The following is a 19920-nucleotide window of genomic DNA, read 5'->3' on the forward strand; positions in this document are numbered from 1 at the left end:
AAGGAGATGCAGCGTGAAGGGTGATGCCAAGGTCATCGAATTCCTCAACAAGGCGCTGCTCAACGAGCTGACCGCCATCAACCAGTACTGGCTGCACTACCGGATGCTCGCCAACTGGGGCCTCAAGAAGCTCGCCGAATACGAGCGCCACGAATCAATCGACGAGATGAAGCACGCCGACCGGCTCGCGGACAGGATCCTGTTCCTCGATGGCCTGCCGAACTTCCAGGCGATTGGCCGGCTGCGCATCGGCGAGGATGTCGAGGACGTGCTCAAGGCCGATCTCGCGCTTGAACATGACGCGATCCCGCTGCTGAGGGATGCGATTGCCCACTGCGAGAGCGTGCGCGATTTCGTCAGCCGCGATCTGTTTGCCGACATCCTCTCCAACGAGGAGGAGCATGTCGACGTGCTGGAAACCCAATTCGAGATGATCGCCCGGATGGGCCTCGCCAATTACATCCAGCTCAACAGCGAGGCCTCGGAAGCCTGAAATTCAGGGCGAGGGTGATCGTCCCGAAAGTCGTGCGCATACCTGATACCTTCAATTTGGTGGTAATCCTGCTGGCTTGCACCAGTGAGGCTGGCAAGACCGCTTATTCCGTGAGGACGGCAAGTCCATGCGCGGCAGCGTGCGCGGCGAAATCGCCGGAGGGAACCGCTCTGAGGCCCAGCGGGGCACGGCGATTGGGGAGGTAGGCCGCCGCGCGCAAGGGGCCGGAGCGCGTATGGACCACGAGATTGGCGCGGCGATATTCACCGCGTGCCGGACGGCGCGGATCGCAATATTCCCATGCGTCGAAGGCCGCGAGCACGGCGCGCGGGATCGGCCTCAAGCTGCCATAGACCCAGCCCTTCACGCGGCCAGCGCCCGGCATCAACACTGGATAGACCCCTTGGCGATCGCGGCGCAGAAACAACGCACCACGCACCCAACCGCGGCGGGGGCGCCCGCCGAGCCTTGGCAGCAGCGTCTCGGTCAGCGTGTTGGAATGCTCGTGAGTCAGCGTGCCGTAGAAGAACAGGCGGCGCGGCGCGTGCATCGGATCAATGGTGGCAGGCCAGCGCCTCGACCACATCCTCAAGCCGTGCCGCATCGCCCACCGCGATGACATGGCCATCGGACCCGGCGTGGAGCGGTTCGCCGTTCCAGTCTGCCATGTGGCCGCCTGCGCCTTCGACAACGGGAACGAGTGCGGCCCAGTCGTGCAGCTTCAGCCCCGCCTCGCAGACAATGTCGAGGAAACCCGAAGCCAGCATCGCGTAGTTGTAGCAATCGCCGCCCATGACCATGCGCTTGTGATCGGTCCTTGCCGCGAGGCCCATGAAGTGCGCGCCATCATGATCGTCGAAATAATGCGGGCCAGTGGTGGCAAGCGCGGCATCGGACAGCAGCGCGCAGGCACGGGTGCGGACGGCATGGCCGTTCAAAGTCGTCGGCCGCCCGATCGCGCCAACCCAGCGTTCGCCGGAAATCGGCTGGTCGATCACACCGATGACGGGAAAACCTTCGACCACCAGCGCGATCAGGGTCCCGAACAGCGGGCGGCCGGCAAGAAAACCGGTGGTGCCATCAATCGGATCAAGCACCCAGCTGCGCCCGGACGTGCCCGGGGTGGATCCCATTTCCTCGCCGATCACGGTATCCTCCGGAACTTCGGCCGCGAGGATGGCCCGCATGGCTTCCTCCGCAGCCCGATCCGCCAGCGTGACCGGCGAAGCATCGGCCTTGCGATCGGCCGAAAGACCACTGCGAAAGAATGGGCGGATGGCAGCCCCGGCGGCATCGGCAAGGCGCAGGGCGAGGGCGATGTCGCGATCGAGATCGGTGTCCTTCATCACTCAGCCATGGGCCTCGTCCGGGGCTACGGTCAAGGGGAAGCGATGAGCGGCCTTGCCCTGGGGGGACGTTCGCCTTGGCGAAGGGACACTATTGTGTTTATCCTTAGTGATATTGCGCACACTTTGGGGACGAGGGTGTGGCTAGACCCTTCACCGGGCGGGCTTGGTCTGCCTTGTGAGGGTTTCAGGGGGCTTCGATGAACCGGATGAGCAGACCTGCCGTTGACCCGGCGATCGCCTCGGGCGCGGCGGCGACGCGTGATGGCCAGCCGATCTCCTACAGCCGCGCGCCGTCCACCGACCTCGCGCCGTGGATTGCCCGGCTCTACGTGACGATCGTCGATGTGCCGGCGGACTATTCGCTTTCGTGCGGCATCTTCAGCGATGCGGCGATGCTGCGCATCCAGCTGCGCGGAAACTGGGTTGCGGAGACCCTGGATGGACGACGCGAAATGAGCCGCGCCGCGCTTTACTTCGGCCCGCAAACCCAGCGCATGCCGATCACCGTCACGGGCAGCTTCACCAGTGTCGGCCTCTCGTTCCGCGCCGGCGCCTGCCATGCTCTGGGCGGGCTGAAGCTCGACACGATGTGCGACAAGCTGGCCCCGCTGGAATTGATGGGAATGTGCCAGGAGGAATGGCTGAGCCTGTTTCACGAGAATGGCTCTCCGGAAGATTGGTGCACCGCCATGGAGGGGGCGATGCGCCGCCTGATCCGGCGCACCGGCGCGGCCGAGCCGGATCCGGTCACGGCGTCAGTCGAAGCGGCAGCCTTCACGAACCCGCAGATCACCGTGGCGCGGCTTGCCGATCAATGCGGCACACCGCAGCGCAAATTTGAACGTTTGGTCCGGCGCGATTTCGGCATGCCGCCCAAGCAAGTGCTGCGCCGCGCCCGCGCACTCGACATGGCAAGCCACTTGCGCGGCGTGGCCGATCACGATGAGGCCGAAGCGCTGGCACTGCGCTACTACGATCAGAGTCACCTGATCCGCGAGTTCACCGCGCTGTTCGGGATGAGCCCGCGCCAGTTCGTCGATTCGCCGCAGCCGCTAATGACGCTTTCGCTGGAGACACGGCAGGCGCGGCGGCTGGAGATGATCGCGCGGATCGCGCCGGGCGATATCAAGCCCTGGCAGTAGCGTCCTCGCGCCATTCGCCGGGCGCGATTCCCTCGAGCGACCATTCGCCGACCCGCCAGCGCACCAGCCGCAAGGTGGGAAATCCGGCGGCTGCAGTCATGCGGCGCACCTGACGGTTGCGGCCTTCGCGGATTGTAAGCTCCAGCCAGCAATCAGGCACGCTCTTGCGGAAGCGCACCGGCGGATCGCGCGGCCAGAGTGCGGGGGGATCGATCCGGCGCACCTCGGCCGGAAGGGTTGGCCCATCCTTGAGTTGCACGCCGCGACGGAGCGGTTCGAGCGCAGTTTCGTCAGGCTCGCCTTCGACTTGCACCAGATAGGTCTTGGGCATCTTGAAGCGCGGATCGGTGATGCGCGACTGGAGGCGGCCATCATCGGTCAATAGTAGCAACCCCTCGCTATCATGATCGAGGCGGCCTGCTGGATAAACGCCCGGCCGGTTAACATAGGCAGCGAGCGTGGGCCGGGGCGGTCCGTTGGGCTCCTCGCTGAATTGGCAGATTACGCCGAACGGCTTGTTGAAGAGCAGCAACGCCATCACTCGGCTTCCTCGAAAGCAAGGCTGCCCAGATCGACCAGTGCCGCCAGCAGCGATGCGACCGGAACGGAACCTGCCAGCCGAGGTTCAACGCTCAGAGTGCCGCCCGCACAGATCTGTTCGGCAAGCGCTGCCGCATCACCCGTGCAATCAAAGCTTTGTCCATCGACGAACAGGCAAACAGCGCGCTCACCCTGCCGGATGAAGGCGAAGCGGCTGGCCGGATTCCGGCTGATTTCACGGCCGTCAGCAAGGCAGGCCTGCACCGCGTCGAGACCTATCGGCGTTTCGGGCCGCCAATCGGCGTCGGCATATTTTGGCAGGCTGTTAAAGGCGCCGAACCAGCGGGCGAAGGCTGCGCCATCGGCGACGGCATCCACAACGAGGGCGCGAAGGCGGGCCAGCGCCTCGGGCGTGATCTCGCCGGGATTGGGCTGAATCGGGAGGTCTGGGTCGGAATAGCGATCGTCCTCGGCCATCGCAGCGGCCAGATGCGCGGTCCAGCCTTCGACGAGATCGGCGCGCGAGGGCGCGCGGAAACCGATCGAGTAGGTCATGCAATCATCGCCAACTGCCACGCCATCATGCGCGAAACCGGGCGGCACGTAGAGAATGTCGCCAGGCTCGAGCACCCAGTCTCCCGTGGCCTCGAAATCGCGGAGGAGTTGCAAGTCTTCGTGTGGCAGGAGTTCGGTGCCTGCATCGCAGCGCGGCCCGACGCGCCAGCGACGCTTGCCGAGCCCCTGCACGAGAAACACATCATACTGATCGAAATGCGGGCCCACGCCGCCGCCAGCAGTGGCGTAGCTGACCATGACATCGTCGATCCGCCAATCGGGCACAAAGCGGAACGGCGCGATCAGGGCGGCGACTTCTGGCACGTGGTGATCGACGGCCTGCACAAGCAAAGTCCACGGCGCGGATTCCGGCTGGGCAAAGCGCGCTTCGGGGAACGGGCCGCTTTCCAGCACGAAGCCTTCGGGCCGCCGTGTGATGAGGCGCGATTCGATACCGGCCTCCTCGCAGGCGAGGCCGGCGAGCTCATCAGGCTCAAGCGGATTGGCCCAGGCTGCCCACGGATTGCGGATCAGCAGCGGACGTTTTTGCCAGGTATCCTGCAGGAAAGCGGCGGAGTCGAAATCGGCAAATTGCATGGAGCCGGGAATGGGCCTGCGCGCAGCGCCTGTCAAAATATGGCGTCTGGTCAACGGGCCATGGGGCAAGGTAGGCTTGGTCCAATCGACCGACGGAACAGATGAGAGGAGAGGCGATGCAAGCCCGGCGCACCGATGACAGCCGTTTTGCCGATCTGCCCGGCTATGCTTTCACGCCCCACTATGTCGACACTCTGCCCGGATATACGGGCTTGCGGGTGCACTACGTGGACGAGGGGCCCCGAGATGCGGCGACGACATTCCTGTGCCTGCACGGCCAGCCGAGCTGGTCGTACCTCTACCGCAAGATGATCCCGGTGTTCGCCGAAGCCGGCTACCGCGTGGTCGCGCCCGATCTCCTCGGCTTTGGCCGATCGGACAAGCCGGTGGACGACGCGGTCTATACCTTCCACTTCCACCGCGGCATGCTGATGGCGTTCATCGAGGAGTTGGACCTGCGGCACATCACGCTGGTCTGCCAGGATTGGGGCGGCATTCTTGGGCTGACCATTCCGCCCGCAATGCCGGAGCGGTTCGAGCGGCTGCTGGTGATGAACACCGCGATCCCGACCGGGCGCTCGGCCGGGCCGGGCTTTGATGCATGGCGCGCCTTCAACCGCAGCCAGCCCGATCTCGATATTCCCGGCCTGTTCAAACGCGCACAAGTGGGCCTGAGCGACGCGGAGGCCGCCGCTTATGGCGCGCCCTACCCTGATGCGACCTACAAGGCTGGTGTGCGGCGGTTTCCCGAACTGGTGATGACCAGCCCGGACATGGAAGGCGTTGCCGAAGCCAAACGCGCCGCTGCGTGGTGGCAGGACGAATGGAGAGGGCCGACGTTCATGGCGGTGGGGATGATGGACCCGGTGCTTGGGCCGGATATCATGGCAAACGTGCGCGCCACAATTCACGGCTGCCCGCCGCCGCTGGAAATCGCCGATGGCGGGCATTTCGTGCAGGAGCGCGGCGATGTGATCGCCAAGGCTGCGCTGCAGGCCTTCGGGCTTTGATCCAGTGCCCCGACCCCCTCCCCCGTCAGGGAGAGGGCCGGAACCTCTTGAAGATCAATCGAACAGGCTGGAAACCGAACTTTCGTCCGCAATGCGCCGAACGGCCTCGCCGATCAAGGGCGCAATGGTAAGCACGCGGATACGATCGGAGGCCTGAGTCGCCTCGGTCGGCAGGATCGTGTCGGTGATCACGAGTTCCTTGAGCGCCGAGTTGTTGACCCGCGCCACCGCGCCGCCCGAAAGCACGCCGTGGCTGATATAGGCGGCAACGCCCGAGGCGCCGCCATCGAGCAGCGCCTGCGCCGCGTTGCACAGCGTGCCGCCCGAATCGATGATATCGTCGATCAGGATGCACATGCGGCCCGAGACATCGCCGATGATGTTCATCACCTCGCTCTGGCCCGGTCGGTCACGCCGTTTGTCGACGATCGCGAGCGGGGCGTTGTCGAGCCGCTTGGCAAGCGCGCGGGCGCGCACCACGCCGCCGACGTCGGGCGAGACGACCATGAGATCCTGCCCGCCGTAGCGCGTCTGGATATCGGCGGCCATGACGGGCGCGGCGAAGAGGTTGTCGGTCGGGATATCGAAGAAGCCCTGAATCTGACCGGCGTGGAGATCGACCGCCAGAACGCGGTCGGCACCGGCCGTGGTGATCAGGTTTGCGACGAGCTTGGCCGAAATCGGCGTGCGCGGGCCGGGCTTGCGGTCCTGCCGGGCGTAGCCGAAATAGGGGATGACCGCAGTGATCCGCTTGGCCGAGGCGCGGCGCAGCGCATCGATGCAGATCAGCAGTTCCATCAGGTTGTCGTTCGCCGGATAACCGGTCGACTGGACGATGAACACATCTTCGCCGCGCACGTTCTCGTGAATCTCGACGAAGACTTCCTCGTCGGCGAAACGGCGGACCGAGGCTTCGGTCAGCGGCAGTTCGAGATAGGCGGCAATGGCGCGGGCCAGTGGCAGATTGCCGTTGCCGGACATGATCTTCATGGGCTTCCCCGAGTCCCTCAACACTGGTTGATGGGTTGGCCCTTAGCCCAAGATGACAGCATTGCAACGTTCGCTCCTGCGGTTTTGCACCAAGGGTTATTCTTGAACTCGCCCGGCAATGCCGCCTAGGGTCGGTGTCATGGTCGACACACTCATCATCACGCTTGCCCAGCTCAACCAGAAGGTCGGCGATCTCGTGGCCAATGCGGCGGCGATGCTCGCTGTCAGGGAACGGGCCGAGGGGAGCGATCTCATCGTTTATCCCGAGATGCAGCTGATCGGCTATCCGCCGGAAGACCTGATCCTGAAGCCCGCGCTGATCGAGCGGGCGGCCATTGCGCTGGAAGCGCTGGCGGCGGCAACGGCGGACGGCGGACCGGCAATGCTGGTCGGCTCGGTCTTCGTGCGCGACGGCGCGCTGCACAATGGTGTGGCGCTGCTCGATCAGGGCAAAGTGGCGGCGGTGCGCTTCAAGGTGGAGCTGCCCAACTACGGCACGTTCGACGAAAAGCGCTATTTCCTGCCGGGTCCACTGCCCGAGCCGGTGCCGTTCAAGGGCATGATGCTGGGCCTGCCGATCTGCGAGGATATCTGGCAGCCCGATGTGTGCCGGCACCTTGCGCAGCAGGGCGCGGACATTTTCCTCTGCATCAACGGCAGCCCCTACGAGATCGACAAGGACGAATTGCGCATCGACGGTGTCGCCAAGCGCCGCGCAATCGATACCGGCATTCCGCTCGCCTATCTCAACCGCGTTGGCGGGCAGGACGAAGTGGTGTTCGACGGTGCGAGTTTCGTCGTCGGCCCCGAAGGCGCGCTGTGGGTGCAGATGCCGGACTGGGAAGAGGCCATCGTCGATACCGTATGGCAGAAGGTGCCCTCGGGAGCAGGACACCGCTGGCGCTGCCAGCCGGGCGTGATCTGCGAACTCGCCGAGCACCCCGAGGACATCTACTGCGCAATGGTGCTGGCGCTGCGCGATTATGTGAACACGAACCGCTTTCCCGGCGTGGTGCTGGGGCTATCGGGCGGAATCGATTCGGCGATCTGCGCGGCGATTGCGGTCGATGCGCTGGGGCCAGAGCGCGTGTGGTGCGTGATGATGCCGAGCGCCTACACCAGCGCCGAAAGCCTTGAGGACGCGGAAGGCTGCGCGAAGATGCTGGGCGTGCGGCTCGATACGATCCCGATTGTACCGGCGGTCGATGCCTTCGCGGACATGCTGACGCCGGTGTTCGAGGGACGCTCGCCCGATCTTACCGAGGAAAACCTCCAGTCTCGCATCCGCGGCACCACGCTGATGGCGCTTTCGAACAAATTCGGCCCGATGCTGGTGACCACCGGCAACAAGAGCGAGATGAGCGTCGGCTACGCCACGATCTATGGCGACATGAACGGCGGCTACAACCCGCTGAAGGATGCCTACAAGACGACCGTCTTCGCAATCTCGCGGTGGCGCAACAGCGCGCGGCCGAAGATCGGGCTGGGGCCGGAGGGCATGGTGATGCCGGAGCGGATCATCACCAAGCCGCCCAGCGCCGAACTGCGGCCGGACCAGAAGGATTCGGATTCGCTGCCCGATTATGCCGTGCTCGACGGCATCCTGCTCGGGCTGGTGGAGCACGAGAAGAGCGTCGACCAACTCGTCGCCGAAGGGTTCGATCATGCGACCGTTTCGCGTATCGAGCGGCTGCTGAATGTGGCGGAATACAAGCGCCGCCAGGCGCCGCCGGGGGTCAAGCTGGGCATGCGCAACTTCGGGCGGGACCGGCGTTATCCGATCACGCATGGGTTCCGCACGGGCTGATCTTATTGCGAACGATTCTCATTGATTATGCATGGAGACCGGCTAATCTGCGAATCGTTCGCAATTAGTCGGGATCAGCCTTATGACCGTGCCTGCCGGAAACCTTGCCGCAACGATCGCCCGGCTCGCCCGGACTCCGGCGCTTGGCGATAGATCGGAGCTTGCGCAGGAGGTCATCCTCGCGATCCGGCTTTGTGCACGCGCCGCGCGAGATGGCCTTGATCCTCTGCCTGTCCTCGCCTTGCGGCTGCGGCACTGCGAGGCCGCGTTTGCGGTGCACGAACTGGTCCGCGCGGTTACCCGGCACTGGCCGGAGCCCTTCGGGGTGGGGCGGGCGTGCTGCCAGCGCCTTTCCCCAGACGAAGCAACGCTGGCATGCATGGTCGAAGCAGGACAGCAGCGCAGCCGCGCCGAATTCGGGCACGCGATCGATGGTTTTGTGCCTGCCGCCGCGCATGAGCGCTTGTGGGAGGCCTGCACCCATGCCGTCGTGCTGATGGGCTGAGTTAGCCCAGGATGAACTTGCCCGGGCGAGGCACGCCGCTATAGGCAGGCGCATGACCGTTATCACCCGCTTTGCGCCTTCCCCCACGGGCACGCTCCACGTCGGCAATATCCGCACGGCGCTGCACAACTGGCTGCTGGCGAAGAAGAGCGGCGGGCGGTTCCTGCTGCGGATAGACGACACCGATCAGGCGCGCAGCCGTGAGGAATATGTCGAAGCCATCCGGGCCGATCTAACGTGGCTGGGGCTGCATCCGGAGCGCGAGGAGCGGCAATCGGGGCGGTTTGCGATCTATCAGGCGGCCTTCGATAAGCTGGTCGCAGCAGGGCGGCTCTATCGCTGCTACGAGACGTCGCAGGAACTGGAGCTCAAGCGCAAGGTGCTGCTGGGGCGCGGGCTTCCGCCGATCTATGACCGCGGCGCACTGAAGCTGAGCGAAGCCGATCACGCCGCCAAGGCTGCGGCGGGCGAACAGCCGCACTGGCGCTTTCTGCTCGATCACGAGGCGCCGATCGAATGGATGGACGGCATCCGCGGACCGCAGCATTTCGATCCGCGCCAGATGTCTGACCCGGTGGTGCGCCGGGCGGATGGTTCGTGGCTCTACATGCTGCCTTCGGTGATCGACGACATCGAGATGGGCGTCACCGACGTGCTGCGCGGCGAGGACCACGTTTCCAACACGGCGACCCAGGTGCAGATGTTCACCGCGCTGGATGCGCCGGTGCCGCGCTTTGCCCATGAGGCCCTGCTGACGGGTGCGGAGGGCAAGCTTTCCAAGCGGCTGGGATCGCTGGGCGTGTCTGAAATGCGCGAGGCCGGGATCGAGCCCGAAGCGCTGATCGCGCTGCTGGCGCGGCTGGGGACGAGCGATCCGGTCGATCCGGCGCTCGATGCCGGGGCGCTCGCGGAGAGCTTTGATCTGGCGCGGTTCGGGCGCGCACCGGCGCGGTTCGATGATGCGGAACTGGCGCGGGTGAATGCGGCGGTGATCCACCGGCTGCCTTTTGCGCGCGTGGCAGACCGACTGCCTGCCGGAGTGGACGAGGCAGCGTGGGAAGCGATCCGGCCCAATCTGAGCGCTGTGGCTGAGGCGGCGGACTGGTGGAGTGTGGTGACGGGGCCGATTGCGGCGCAGGCGTTCGATGCCGAGACGCGGCCGTTTCTGGATCAGGCGGCAGGTGTTGCGGCGGCGCTCGATTGGGCTGAAGACCCTTGGGGGGCGCTGACGGGCGCACTCAAGGAAGCGACCGGACGCAATGGCAAGGCGCTGTTCCTGCCGCTGCGGCAGGCGCTGACGGGCATGGACCATGGGCCGGACATGAAGGCGCTGCTGCCGCTGATCGGGCGGGATGAGGCATTGCGGCGGCTGGGTTAAGCGATCTACCCCCTCCGTCAGCGCTTCGCGCTGCCACCTCCCCATTTGTGCTGCGCAAAAATGGGGAGGACCTCTAGGCGCGGCCGGTCTGGCTGACGAGGTGCGAGGGATCGATGCCTTCGGCGCGCCAGGTGGCAGGCCAGCGGGCGTTGACCGGGGTTTCGAACAGGATCTCGCTGCGGCCTTGCGCGGCATACCAGCCGTGCTGGCGCATCTCGCCTTCGAGCTGCCCCGCGCCCCAACCCGCATAGCCGAGCGCGACCAGCCAACGGGACGGGCCGCGCCCCTCGGCAATCGCGCGCAGCACGTCCATCGAGGCGGACAGCGCGCAGAGCGGCTGCACCTCCACCGAGCCGCTGCCGCCCCAATCATTGCTGTGAAGCACGAATCCGCGCGAGGTTTCAACGGGGCCGCCGTTGAGCACCGGGCCATCGGGTGCGACGCCCGGATCGATGCCGATGTCGGTGAGGAGGCTGTGCAATGTCACACCCTCGCGCACGCTGCCGATGCCGATGCCGAGCGCGCCGTGCTCATCGTGGACGCACATCGCGATCACCGCGCGCTCAAACCGCTTATCCCCCATGCCAGGCATGGCAAGAAGGATGCGGCCGGCGAGGTATTCCGCCTTGGTCATGCCGCTGCAGCTTTGACGCGCCGGTCCTCCGCCGCTTCGATGAGGCGCTTTTCGATGGCGCGCATGCGGCTGTCAGCCTCGACCTTTTCGCCAAGCAGGTCGGTGACGTAGAAGGTATCGACCGCGCGCTCACCGTAAGTTGCGATGTGGGCGGAGTGAACGACCAGCCGGGCTTCGAAAAGTGCCCGCGCCAGCTGGCTGAGCAGCGCCGGACGGTCGCGCGCACCGACCTCGATCACGGTGAAGCGGTTGGAGGCCTTGTTGTCGAAGATGACGATCGGTTCGACCTCGAACGCCTCGGCCCGAGGACGAGCCGAAGGGCGGGCGGCGAGCTGAGGCAGGAGCTTGACCCGGTTGGCAAGGGCATCCGCAATCGCGGTCTTGAGCCGGGCGATCTGCGCAGGCTCGTTGAGCGGACGGCAGAGGGGATCCTGCACGAGGAAATTGTCGACCGCGAGGCCGTTGCGCGCAGTGTGGATGCGCGCATCGATGATGTTGCCGCCGGCCAGGTGAATGCCGCCGGCGATGCGGTAGAACAGGCCCGGATGGTCTGCGGCAAGCACGGTGACGAGGGTGGCGCCCCGCGCGGCGTACCAATGGGCCTCGACCGTCAAGGGCTCGTCGAGCGAGAGGTCCATCTGCGGGAGATTGAGCGCGATGATGTCTTCGGGCTCGGCGATCCAGTAGGCATCGCCGAGCTGGCGGCCGACCGTGCCGATCAGGGCATCGCGTTCCTTGAGGAGTTCGGCCACGGCCTTCTTCTTGGCGGCGATGCGCTCGGCCCGGCCATACTGCTTGTGGCCGAGGCGGAGCACTTCCTCGGCCGAGGTGAAGAGATCGCCAAGGAGCTGGCGCTTCCACGAATTCCAGATGCCGGGGCCGACCGCGCGAATATCGACGATAGTGAGGATCAGCAGCAGCCGCAGCCGCTCCTGGCTCTGCACGCGCCCGGCAAAATCGGCGATGGTCTTGTAATCGGCAAGATCGCGCTTGAAGGCAGTGGCACTCATCAGGAGGTGCCAACGCACCAGCCAGGCGACAAGTTCCGTCTCCGCTGGCGACATGCCGAGGCGCGGGCAGAGCTTCATTGCGATCTCGGCACCGAGGATCGAGTGATCGCCGCGCCGCCCCTTGGCGATATCGTGGAGCAAGGTGGCGACATAGAGCACACGGCGCGAGGCGACCTTGGCAATGACCTCGGTCGCCAGCGGGTGCTGCTGGGTCTCCTCGCCCTTTTCGATGCGAGAGAGCAGGCCGATGGCGCGGATGGTGTGCTCATCGACCGTGTAGTGGTGGTACATGTCGAACTGCATCTGCGCGACGACGCGGCCGAAATCGGGCACGAAGCGGCCGAAGATCCCGGCCTCGCTCATCCAGCGCAGCGCCGTTTCGGGATCGTGGCGGCTGGTAAGCAGTTCCATGAACATCGTGTTGGCGCGCGGATCGCGGCGCACGGCGGCATCGATCAGGCCGGCGTCGCGCCGGGCAAGGCGCATCGCTTCGGGATGAATCTCGAGGCCTTCGCGATCCGCGACGAGGAATATCTCGATCAGTCGGACGGGATCGGCCCGGAAGAAATCATCGCCATCGGCACCCAGCTTGTCGGCCTGGATCGGGAAGGCCCCGATCTTGCGTTTGCGGCGGCCGCGCAGCGCGGCAAAAAAGCCGACGCGGGTCTTGGCAAACTGTTCATCGAGCTGGGCGAGGAACATGCCGGTGAGCGAACCCACCTGCGTCGCCTGCAGGAAGAAATACTGCATGAAGCGTTCGACCGCGCTTTTGCCCGGGCGGTCGGCGAAGTTCATGCGCAGCGCCACTTCGCGCTGAAGATCGAAGGTCAGCCGGTCCTCGGCGCGGCCGGTGACGGCATGGAGGTGGCAGCGCACCGACCAGAAGAAGTTCTCGGCGCGGCGGAACGCGCGGTATTCCGCTGCCGTCAGCAGGCCGACGCCGACCAGCTCGCTGGGATCGCGGACTTTGTGGATGTATTTGCCGATCCAGTAGAGCGTGTGCAGATCGCGCAGACCGCCCTTGCCTTCCTTGACATTCGGTTCGACGACATAACGGCTATCGCCAAGCTTCTTGTGCCGCTCGTTGCGCTCGGCCAGCTTCTCGGCAACGAACTGGCGCTCGGTGCCGGTGACGACGTCCGCCCAGAAGCGGCGCGAGCCTTCCTCGTAGAGAGCGCGGTCACCCCACACATAGCGGCCTTCGAGCAGCGCGGTGCGGATCGTGAGATCGCTGCGGGCCATGCGCACCATCTCGTCAAGCGAGCGGCTGGACTGGCCGACCTTGAGCCCGAGATCCCACAAGAAATAGAGCATCGCCTCGATCACCTGCTCGCACCAGGCAGTGGGCTTGGTGGGGGTGAGGAACGCGATATCGACGTCGGAATGCGGCGCCATCTCTCCGCGCCCGTAACCGCCAACGGCGACGAGCGCGATGCGTTCGCCGGTGGAGCGATTGCTGGCGCGGTAGACATTGCCCACGACATGATCGTGGATCACGCGGACCAGCTGGTCGATCAGGAAGGCCTGCCCCTGCGCGCATTCGGTGCCGTGCGAGGGTTTCTCGCGCAGGCGCCGGGCGATCTCCTCACGTCCGGCGACCAGCGCCTCGCGCAGAAGCTCGACGATGGCGGGCCGAGCCTTGTCACCCTGCGCAGCGACGCGCTCGGCGATGGCATCAGCAAGCGCGCGGCGATCGATGATGGCGCGCTGGTTGGGAATCCGGGGGGTGATCATACCCCTCTACTCTACCCTATCCGACCTTGCGCGTCTCTTGCCATTGCGCCCCGTAACGCTGCTTGAGCGTGCGTTTGTCCACCTTTTCGGTGCCGAGCCGCGGCAGCGCTTCGTGCTCCTCCCAGAAGCGGACGGGAATCTTGAAGGCAGCGATGTGCGCGGCGAGGAAAGCGCGCAGGTCTTTCTCGCTTACGGTGCAGCCTTCCTTGGCGAGATAGACCGCGACCGGGACTTCGCCGTAGAGTTCGTCCGGCAGGCCGAACACGCTCGCTTCGGCGACGCCGGGGTGCGCGTAGATCGCGTTTTCGACCTCGATGCAGGCGATATTCTCACCGCCGCGGATGATGATTTCCTTCTTGCGATCGACGATGAAGAGATACCCCTCGGTATCGAGATAGCCGAGATCGCCGGTACGGAAATAGCCATCCGGCATGATCGCGGCGGCGGTTGCCTCAGGGTTGTCCCAGTAGCCGAGGAAGTTGGCGACGCTGCGGATCGAGACTTCGCCGAGTTCGCCTTGCGGCAGCGGGTTTCCGGCATCGTCGAGGATCGCAAGATCGACCAGCGGACGCGAGGCCGCGCCGGTGCTGCCGGGCTTGGCGATGTAGTTTTCGTTGAAGTTGCCGCAGCCGACACCGTTGGTTTCGGTGAGGCCATAGCCGAGGATCGGGAAGGCGTGGGGCAGCGCCTTGCGGATGCGGTCGACATGCTCGACCGGGCGCGGCGCGCCGCCGGCGGCAAAAGTGACGCACGTGGAGAGATCGTACTTGTCGTGATCCGGATGCGTCGCGATCTCGTAGCTCATCAGCGGCACGCCGACGAAGTAGGTGACCTTCTCGCGCTCGATCAGCTGCATAGCGGTGACGGCATCCCACTTGGGCATAAGCACCAGCTTGCGGCCAAGCGCGAAGGACTGGAGCATCAGCGGCACTTCGCCGGTGACGTGGAACAGCGGCACGTTGACGAGCGCGATCGGCTGCGAATCTGCCGGGGGCGCTTCGCCGCGCGCGGTCATCAGGCCGAGCACCATGACGCTCTGCGCGAGATAGCTGTAGGTCCCCTGCACCACGCCGCGGTGGTTGGAATAGGCGCCCTTGGACACGCCGGTGGAGCCAGACGTGAACAGGATGGTGGCAATATCATCCGGGCCGACTTCGTGCAGCGGCGTGCTCGCATCGCCGCCGTTTGCGGTAAGCGCGGCGAGGCCTTCGGACGGAAGGCAATCGTGGAGCAGCGGGATGATCTCCGCGCCGTGGGTGATGCCGGTCAGGCGCTCTGCGCGCTGGCGATCGGCGATGATCATGCGGCAGCCGACCATGTCGATGCCGTGGGCCATTTCCTCGCCCTGCCACCAGCCGTTGATCAGCACCGCGCAGCCGCCCGCCATGAGTACGGCCATGTAGGCGACGATCCAGTTGGCCGAATTGCGCGCAGCGATGCCGACACGGTCGCCCTTCTGCAGGCCGTGACTCGCGACGAGGCCGCCTGCAGCGATGCGCGCGGCTTCCAGCGTCTGAGCGAAGGTGAGCCGCACATCGCCATCGACGATGAATTCGCGCGCGCCGTGGAACGTGCAGAACTGGGTGAAATAGGCGCCCAGCGTGGGCGGAGCCGCCGCGATCATCGGCAATTCACGGCCGAATGCCTGGAACGGCGTGGTTGCGAGCATGCCGCCGGGGGCGGTCAGCCCGTCCATCACTTGGGCAAGGTCCCGATCAAGCTGGGTCAACATGGGTGTGCAATCGCTCCTCTCCGCCCAATTCCGGCAATGCCCTTGCAATGGCACGCCGCTTTGGGGGCTATTCTGTCATTCGGCCGGTTATTCGGTTTGCTTCCCGGGTTTGCCCTGTGCCAGAAGGCCGCGCAAGGCCGCGCTACCCGCGGCACAAAACAAAACCGTTCGCTCACAAAACCTCGTTGTTACCAAAACTCTAGGGAGCTTGGCCCTTGCTGTCACTATCGGCCGCCGCAGCTGCAGCCCCAGCCCTTATCGGCGCGGGTCACCAGCCGCTGCACTGGGAGAGCCTTGGCCTCTCGCCCATCGCGATCGACCTCGGGTTCTTCGCGATCAAATGGTACAGCCTCGCCTATCTGGCGGGGATCATGCTGGGCTACTTCCAGCTTGGCCGGATGATTCGGCAGCCGGGGGCGCCGCTCGCGCAGCGCCATGCGGACGACCTGTTTTTCTACGCCACGCTCGGGATCATTCTTGGCGGGCGGCTGGGCTATGCGATCTTCTATGCCCCCGAACTGCTGACCGATCCCACACGGCTGGTCCGGCTGTGGGAGGGCGGCATGAGCTTCCATGGCGGGCTTGTCGGCACGGTGCTGGCGATTGCGTGGGTTTCGTGGCGCGGCGGGCTGAACTTCGTGCGGACCTGCGACTACATCGCCGTCTGCGTGCCGCCGGGCCTGTTTTTCGGGCGCTGCGCCAATTTCGTGAATGGCGAGCTGTGGGGCCGGGTGACCGATTCGAAGGTGCCCTGGGTGATGATCTTCCCCGGTGCCGGCCCGCTGCCGCGCCATCCGAGCCAGCTTTACGAGGCGCTGCTCGAAGGTCTGGTGCTGGGCCTCATCCTGTTCGTCCTGTTCTGGCGAACCCGCGCGCGCTGGCGCCCCGGTATGCTCGTGGGGCTGTTCACGCTGGGCTATGCCTTCGCCCGCTTCACGGTGGAATTCTACCGCGAACCCGATGCCCAGCTGCTCGATTTCGCGATGCGCACCGGGCTTTCGATGGGCCAGTGGCTGACCCTGCCGATGATGGCGATCGGCCTCGGCTTCGCGGTCCGCGCGCTGGTGCGGCCGCCGCTGGCTGTCACGATCCAGCCTACCGCGCAGCCGGCGGGACAGACCGTGGTATCCTGACCCTGGCGAAATGATCGGCGGTCATGGCGAACGTTGAGCGCAAGGTGCCGGGCGGACTGGCGGCGATCTTCGCGCGGCTGATCGCTGCGACCGGGCCGATCTCGATCGCCCACTACATGGCAGAGGCCAACGCCCGCTATTATGCCTCGCGCGATCCGCTGGGCGCGGCGGGCGATTTCGTCACTGCCCCCGAGATCAGCCAGATGTTCGGCGAACTGATCGGTTTATGGCTGGCGGATATCTGGCAGCGGGCAGGAAGCCCCGAGGGCGTGTGCTACGTGGAACTGGGGCCCGGGCGCGGGACACTGGCGCGCGACGCCCTGCGGGCTGCTGGCAAGGCAGGCCTCGTTCCCGAAGTCCATCTCGTCGAGACCAGCCCCGCGCTGATGACCTTGCAGCGCGCCTTGCACCCGCAGGCCGTCTGGCATCATGATCTGGCGAGTCTGCCGCTCGACCGGCCCTTGCTGATTGTCGCCAACGAGTTCCTCGATGCGCTGCCGGTGCGGCAACTGGTGCGAACCGGAGGCGGCTGGCGCGAACGCATGGTGGGGCTGGGCACGGCGGGCGCGTTCATCCCGGTTGTAGGCACCCGGCCGATGGATGCGGCAGTGCCGCCAAGCTTTGCCGATGCAGGCGAGGGCGCGATTGTCGAGGCATCGCCTGCCGCTGCGACGGTGGTGCAGGAAGTTGCCGGGCGGCTGGCCGCACAAGGCGGGGCGGCGCTGTTCATCGATTATGGCTATGCCCAGCCGCAGCTTGGCAGCACCTTGCAAGCGGTCCGCGCACACCGGAAGGTGGACCCGTTTGCCGATCCGGGGGAGGCCGACCTCACGGCCCACGTCGATTTTGCCACCTTGGCCGAGGTGGCCGAGCAGGCAGGCGCACGCTGGCTCGGGACGAGCGGACAAGGCGCGTGGCTGACGGCGCTGGGGATCGGCGCACGGGCCGCCAGCCTTGCGCGGACAACGCCCCATGCGGCCGCGGCAATCGAGGCCGCGGCGGTGCGCCTGATCGCGCCTGCGGAAATGGGTACATTGTTCAAGGTGATGGGCCTTGCCGCGCCGGGATGGCCCAATGGTGCAGGCCTTGATCGAGTCAGCCCGGTCGTGGCCGGATGAGACTCCGTCACACCACAGCAAGAGCGGTCTTGCGATTGACTTGCAATAATCATTCAAGTCTCTGTTAAAAATGCGATTAGCCGCCTTGCGCCCACGACAAAATGCTTGTTGGCAAACTGGCGGCTTTGCGTCTATCAGGCGCGCCCAAGGGGGCCGGACTCTCGCGTGGAAGCGAGGCTGGTGCGGTGTGGTATGGTTAGCGTCCCTTTGGGCACTTTCCCGCCAGATCGGTGTGAGACATTTTAGGACACGCTATCGCGCCCGATCTGTGGCGGCGACAGCGCAGGCAGGGAATGGCAATGGCTGAACAAGCAAGCATCGCTGAAGCGACCATGACTGGCGAAGGCGTACGGCGGCGTGATTTCATCAATATCGCCGCGGTAAGCTTCGCAGGCGTTGGCGGACTCGCCGCGCTCTATCCGTTGATTTCGCAAATGGCGCCCTCGGCCGACGTGCTGGCCGAGAGCTCGACCGAAATCGACATCTCGGCAATCACGCCGGGCCAGGCGATCAAGGCAGTGTGGCGCAAGCAGCCGGTCTTCATCCGTAATCTGACGCCCGAGGAAATCGCCGCGGCCGACAAGGTCGATGTGACGACCCTGCGCGATCCGCAGACGCTCGAGCAGCGTACCATCGCCGGCAAGACCAACTGGCTGATCACCATGGGCGTCTGCACCCACCTCGGCTGCGTGCCGCTGGGCGCAGGCGAAGGCGAAGTTCGCGGCGAGTTCGGCGGCTACTTCTGCCCCTGCCACGGCTCGGTCTACGATACCGCCGCACGCATCCGCAAAGGCCCGGCACCCAAGAACCTTGAGGTGCCCCCCCATGAATTCTCTTCCGACACTGTCGTGAAGATCGGCTGAGGACTGACACGATGAGCTTTCCCTGGGCGAACGAATACAAGCCTGTCCACCCCTTCATGCGCTACCTCGACGAGCGCCTGCCCCTGCCCCGCTTCGTCTATAACGCGGTGGGCGCTGGCTATCCGGTGCCGCGCAACCTGAACTACATGTGGAACTTCGGTGTGCTCGCGGGCTTCGCGCTCGTGCTGCAGATCGTGACCGGCTTGGTTCTAGCGATGCACTACGCCGCCAATTCCGGCGTGGCGTTCGATAGCGTCGAACACATCATGCGCGACGTGAACTGGGGCTGGATGCTGCGTTATGCGCACGCGAACGGCGCCAGCATGTTCTTCATCGTGGTCTACACCCACATCTTCCGCGGCTTCTTCTACTCGTCGTACAAGGCCCCGCGCGAGATGATCTGGCTGCTGGGCGTGGTCATCTTCCTGCTCATGATGGCGACCGCCTTCATGGGCTACGTGCTTCCCTGGGGCCAGATGAGCTTCTGGGGCGCCAAGGTGATCACCGGCCTGTTCTCGGCGATCCCGCTGGTCGGCACGCCGCTGCAACAGTGGCTGCTGGGCGGCTTCGCGCCGGACAACGCCGCGCTCAACCGCTTCTTCTCGCTGCACTTCCTGCTGCCCTTCGTGATCCTGGGCGTGATCGTCCTGCACGTCTGGGCGCTGCACATCCCGGGCTCTTCGAACCCGACGGGCGTGGAAGTGAAGCAGGAATCGGACACCGTGCCGTTCCACCCGTACTACACGGCGAAGGACGGCTTCGGGCTCGGCATCTTCCTCATGGTCTACTGCGCGCTGGTGTTCTTCGCGCCGAACCTGCTGGGCCACCCGGACAACTACATCCCGGCGAACCCGCTTTCGACCCCGGCGCACATCGTTCCCGAATGGTACTTCTGGCCGTTCTACGCGATCCTGCGCGCCTTCACTTCGGACTTCATGTTCATCCCGGCGAAGCTCATGGGCGTGCTCGCGATGTTCAGCGCGATCCTCGTGTGGTTCTTCCTGCCCTGGCTCGACACGAGCCCGGTCCGTTCGGGCCACTACCGTCCGCTGTTCCGCAAGTTCTTCTACCTGCTCGTCGTTGACGTGCTGGTGCTGGGTTACTGCGGCGGTGCACCGGCGGCCGAGCCCTACGTGATGATCTCGCAGATCGCATCGATGTACTACTTCCTGCACTTCCTCGTGATCCTGCCGATCGTCTCTTCGATCGAGACCCCGGCCCCGCTGCCGTTCTCGATCACCGAGGCCGTGCTGGGCAAGGACGAGCACGCCACCCTCTCTCCCGCAACCCCGGCTGTCGCCTGAGCCTGCCAACCCGGCACATCCAAAGG

Annotated in this window: 18 protein-coding genes; 10 read left to right on the top strand and 8 right to left on the bottom strand. The window is 65.3% G+C overall.

What is annotated here, in order from left to right; translation table 11 throughout:
• Positions 1–13 precede the first annotated feature (13 nt).
• Positions 14–493 carry a bacterioferritin gene (bfr, locus tag ACO056_RS00680; RefSeq protein ID WP_421850313.1) on the top strand — a complete coding sequence of 160 codons (480 nt, stop codon included), beginning with the start codon at positions 14–16 and terminating at the stop codon, positions 491–493.
• Between the two features lie 103 nt (positions 494–596).
• On the opposite strand, the gene ACO056_RS00685 is transcribed toward bfr, so the two are convergent.
• Both ACO056_RS00685 and ACO056_RS00690 read right to left on the bottom strand, forming a co-directional pair.
• The gene (locus ACO056_RS00685; RefSeq protein ID WP_421850316.1) at positions 597–1043 is read right to left on the bottom strand and encodes a gamma-glutamylcyclotransferase family protein; all 447 of its coding nucleotides are present in this window, start codon (positions 1041–1043) and stop codon (positions 597–599) included.
• A 4-nt stretch (positions 1044–1047) separates the two neighbouring features.
• Complete coding sequence (locus ACO056_RS00690) at positions 1048–1839, bottom strand: inositol monophosphatase family protein (RefSeq protein WP_421850319.1); 792 nt, start codon at positions 1837–1839, stop codon at positions 1048–1050.
• Between the two features lie 200 nt (positions 1840–2039).
• On the opposite strand from ACO056_RS00690, the gene ACO056_RS00695 reads away from it, so the two are divergent.
• A complete protein-coding gene (locus tag ACO056_RS00695; RefSeq protein ID WP_421850322.1) occupies positions 2040–2984 on the top strand; it encodes a helix-turn-helix domain-containing protein in 945 nt (314 codons plus the stop codon).
• On the opposite strand, the gene ACO056_RS00700 is transcribed toward ACO056_RS00695, so the two are convergent.
• Positions 2968–3522: a pseudouridine synthase gene (locus tag ACO056_RS00700; protein WP_421850325.1), complete on the bottom strand. Its 555-nt coding sequence runs from the start codon at positions 3520–3522 to the stop codon at positions 2968–2970. The two genes, ACO056_RS00695 and ACO056_RS00700, sit on opposite strands and share 17 nt — an antisense overlap.
• Positions 3522–4676 (bottom strand): JmjC domain-containing protein, encoded by a 1155-nt coding sequence (locus ACO056_RS00705; protein WP_421850329.1) that lies wholly within the window; start codon positions 4674–4676, stop codon positions 3522–3524. Before ACO056_RS00705 ends, ACO056_RS00700 begins: the two co-directional genes overlap by 1 nt.
• A gap of 116 nt (positions 4677–4792) precedes the next feature.
• Between ACO056_RS00705 and ACO056_RS00710 the strand changes: the two genes are divergently transcribed.
• A complete protein-coding gene (locus ACO056_RS00710; RefSeq protein WP_421850331.1) occupies positions 4793–5686 on the top strand; it encodes a haloalkane dehalogenase in 894 nt (297 codons plus the stop codon).
• Positions 5687–5740: 54 nt separating this feature from the next.
• Here the strand turns inward: ACO056_RS00710 and ACO056_RS00715 are convergent, their stop codons facing one another.
• Positions 5741–6676, bottom strand: coding sequence for a ribose-phosphate pyrophosphokinase (locus ACO056_RS00715; RefSeq protein ID WP_421850334.1), 936 nt, complete (start codon positions 6674–6676; stop codon positions 5741–5743).
• 139 nt (positions 6677–6815) lie between these two features.
• On the opposite strand from ACO056_RS00715, the gene ACO056_RS00720 reads away from it, so the two are divergent.
• The 3 genes from ACO056_RS00720 (at position 6816) to gltX (ending at position 10366) form a co-directional block, all read left to right on the top strand.
• Entirely contained in the window at positions 6816–8483 is a 1668-nt protein-coding gene (locus ACO056_RS00720) for an NAD+ synthase (protein ID WP_421850337.1), read from the top strand.
• An 82-nt stretch (positions 8484–8565) separates the two neighbouring features.
• The gene (locus ACO056_RS00725; RefSeq protein ID WP_421850340.1) at positions 8566–8988 is read left to right on the top strand and encodes a hypothetical protein; all 423 of its coding nucleotides are present in this window, start codon (positions 8566–8568) and stop codon (positions 8986–8988) included.
• A 52-nt stretch (positions 8989–9040) separates the two neighbouring features.
• Complete coding sequence (gene gltX, locus ACO056_RS00730; RefSeq protein WP_421850343.1) at positions 9041–10366, top strand: glutamate--tRNA ligase; 1326 nt, start codon at positions 9041–9043, stop codon at positions 10364–10366.
• 73 nt (positions 10367–10439) lie between these two features.
• Here the strand turns inward: gltX and ACO056_RS00735 are convergent, their stop codons facing one another.
• Genes ACO056_RS00735 through ACO056_RS00745 form a run of 3 tightly spaced genes read right to left on the bottom strand, consistent with a single transcriptional unit; the run spans position 10440 to position 15476 of the window.
• Positions 10440–11000: a YqgE/AlgH family protein gene (locus tag ACO056_RS00735; protein WP_421850346.1), complete on the bottom strand. Its 561-nt coding sequence runs from the start codon at positions 10998–11000 to the stop codon at positions 10440–10442.
• Entirely contained in the window at positions 10997–13744 is a 2748-nt protein-coding gene (locus ACO056_RS00740; RefSeq protein WP_421850348.1) for a [protein-PII] uridylyltransferase, read from the bottom strand. Before ACO056_RS00740 ends, ACO056_RS00735 begins: the two co-directional genes overlap by 4 nt.
• A gap of 16 nt (positions 13745–13760) precedes the next feature.
• The gene (locus ACO056_RS00745; protein ID WP_421850351.1) at positions 13761–15476 is read right to left on the bottom strand and encodes a class I adenylate-forming enzyme family protein; all 1716 of its coding nucleotides are present in this window, start codon (positions 15474–15476) and stop codon (positions 13761–13763) included.
• A gap of 215 nt (positions 15477–15691) precedes the next feature.
• On the opposite strand from ACO056_RS00745, the gene lgt reads away from it, so the two are divergent.
• The 4 genes from lgt (at position 15692) to ACO056_RS00765 (ending at position 19894) form a co-directional block, all read left to right on the top strand.
• Positions 15692–16609: a prolipoprotein diacylglyceryl transferase gene (gene lgt / locus ACO056_RS00750; protein ID WP_421850354.1), complete on the top strand. Its 918-nt coding sequence runs from the start codon at positions 15692–15694 to the stop codon at positions 16607–16609.
• A 23-nt stretch (positions 16610–16632) separates the two neighbouring features.
• Positions 16633–17727: a class I SAM-dependent methyltransferase gene (locus ACO056_RS00755; protein WP_421850357.1), complete on the top strand. Its 1095-nt coding sequence runs from the start codon at positions 16633–16635 to the stop codon at positions 17725–17727.
• A gap of 299 nt (positions 17728–18026) precedes the next feature.
• Positions 18027–18590 carry a ubiquinol-cytochrome c reductase iron-sulfur subunit gene (gene petA / locus ACO056_RS00760; RefSeq protein ID WP_421850360.1) on the top strand — a complete coding sequence of 188 codons (564 nt, stop codon included), beginning with the start codon at positions 18027–18029 and terminating at the stop codon, positions 18588–18590.
• 11 nt (positions 18591–18601) lie between these two features.
• Positions 18602–19894 (top strand): cytochrome b, encoded by a 1293-nt coding sequence (locus ACO056_RS00765; RefSeq protein ID WP_421850363.1) that lies wholly within the window; start codon positions 18602–18604, stop codon positions 19892–19894.
• Positions 19895–19920: the final 26 nt, after the last annotated feature.

Source organism: Novosphingobium sp. (assembly GCF_965228995.1).
Lineage (GTDB): Bacteria > Pseudomonadota > Alphaproteobacteria > Sphingomonadales > Sphingomonadaceae > Novosphingobium.

What these genes read in the sequence shown, in the direction of transcription:
- ACO056_RS00705 (WP_421850329.1), bottom strand. Translation starts at nt 4,676, where the DNA reads ATGCAATTTGCCGATTTCGACTCCGCCGCTTTCCTGCAGGATACCTGG.
- ACO056_RS00725 (WP_421850340.1), top strand. Translation starts at nt 8,566, where the DNA reads ATGACCGTGCCTGCCGGAAACCTTGCCGCAACGATCGCCCGGCTCGCC.
- ACO056_RS00685 (WP_421850316.1), bottom strand. Translation starts at nt 1,043, where the DNA reads ATGCACGCGCCGCGCCGCCTGTTCTTCTACGGCACGCTGACTCACGAG.
- ACO056_RS00745 (WP_421850351.1), bottom strand. Translation starts at nt 15,476, where the DNA reads ATGTTGACCCAGCTTGATCGGGACCTTGCCCAAGTGATGGACGGGCTG.
- petA (WP_421850360.1), top strand. Translation starts at nt 18,027, where the DNA reads ATGGCTGAACAAGCAAGCATCGCTGAAGCGACCATGACTGGCGAAGGC.
- ACO056_RS00695 (WP_421850322.1), top strand. Translation starts at nt 2,040, where the DNA reads ATGAACCGGATGAGCAGACCTGCCGTTGACCCGGCGATCGCCTCGGGC.
- ACO056_RS00700 (WP_421850325.1), bottom strand. Translation starts at nt 3,522, where the DNA reads ATGGCGTTGCTGCTCTTCAACAAGCCGTTCGGCGTAATCTGCCAATTC.
- ACO056_RS00740 (WP_421850348.1), bottom strand. Translation starts at nt 13,744, where the DNA reads ATGATCACCCCCCGGATTCCCAACCAGCGCGCCATCATCGATCGCCGC.
- ACO056_RS00715 (WP_421850334.1), bottom strand. Translation starts at nt 6,676, where the DNA reads ATGAAGATCATGTCCGGCAACGGCAATCTGCCACTGGCCCGCGCCATT.
- ACO056_RS00720 (WP_421850337.1), top strand. Translation starts at nt 6,816, where the DNA reads ATGGTCGACACACTCATCATCACGCTTGCCCAGCTCAACCAGAAGGTC.
- ACO056_RS00710 (WP_421850331.1), top strand. Translation starts at nt 4,793, where the DNA reads ATGCAAGCCCGGCGCACCGATGACAGCCGTTTTGCCGATCTGCCCGGC.
- ACO056_RS00690 (WP_421850319.1), bottom strand. Translation starts at nt 1,839, where the DNA reads ATGAAGGACACCGATCTCGATCGCGACATCGCCCTCGCCCTGCGCCTT.
- gltX (WP_421850343.1), top strand. Translation starts at nt 9,041, where the DNA reads ATGACCGTTATCACCCGCTTTGCGCCTTCCCCCACGGGCACGCTCCAC.
- ACO056_RS00765 (WP_421850363.1), top strand. Translation starts at nt 18,602, where the DNA reads ATGAGCTTTCCCTGGGCGAACGAATACAAGCCTGTCCACCCCTTCATG.
- ACO056_RS00755 (WP_421850357.1), top strand. Translation starts at nt 16,633, where the DNA reads ATGGCGAACGTTGAGCGCAAGGTGCCGGGCGGACTGGCGGCGATCTTC.
- ACO056_RS00735 (WP_421850346.1), bottom strand. Translation starts at nt 11,000, where the DNA reads ATGACCAAGGCGGAATACCTCGCCGGCCGCATCCTTCTTGCCATGCCT.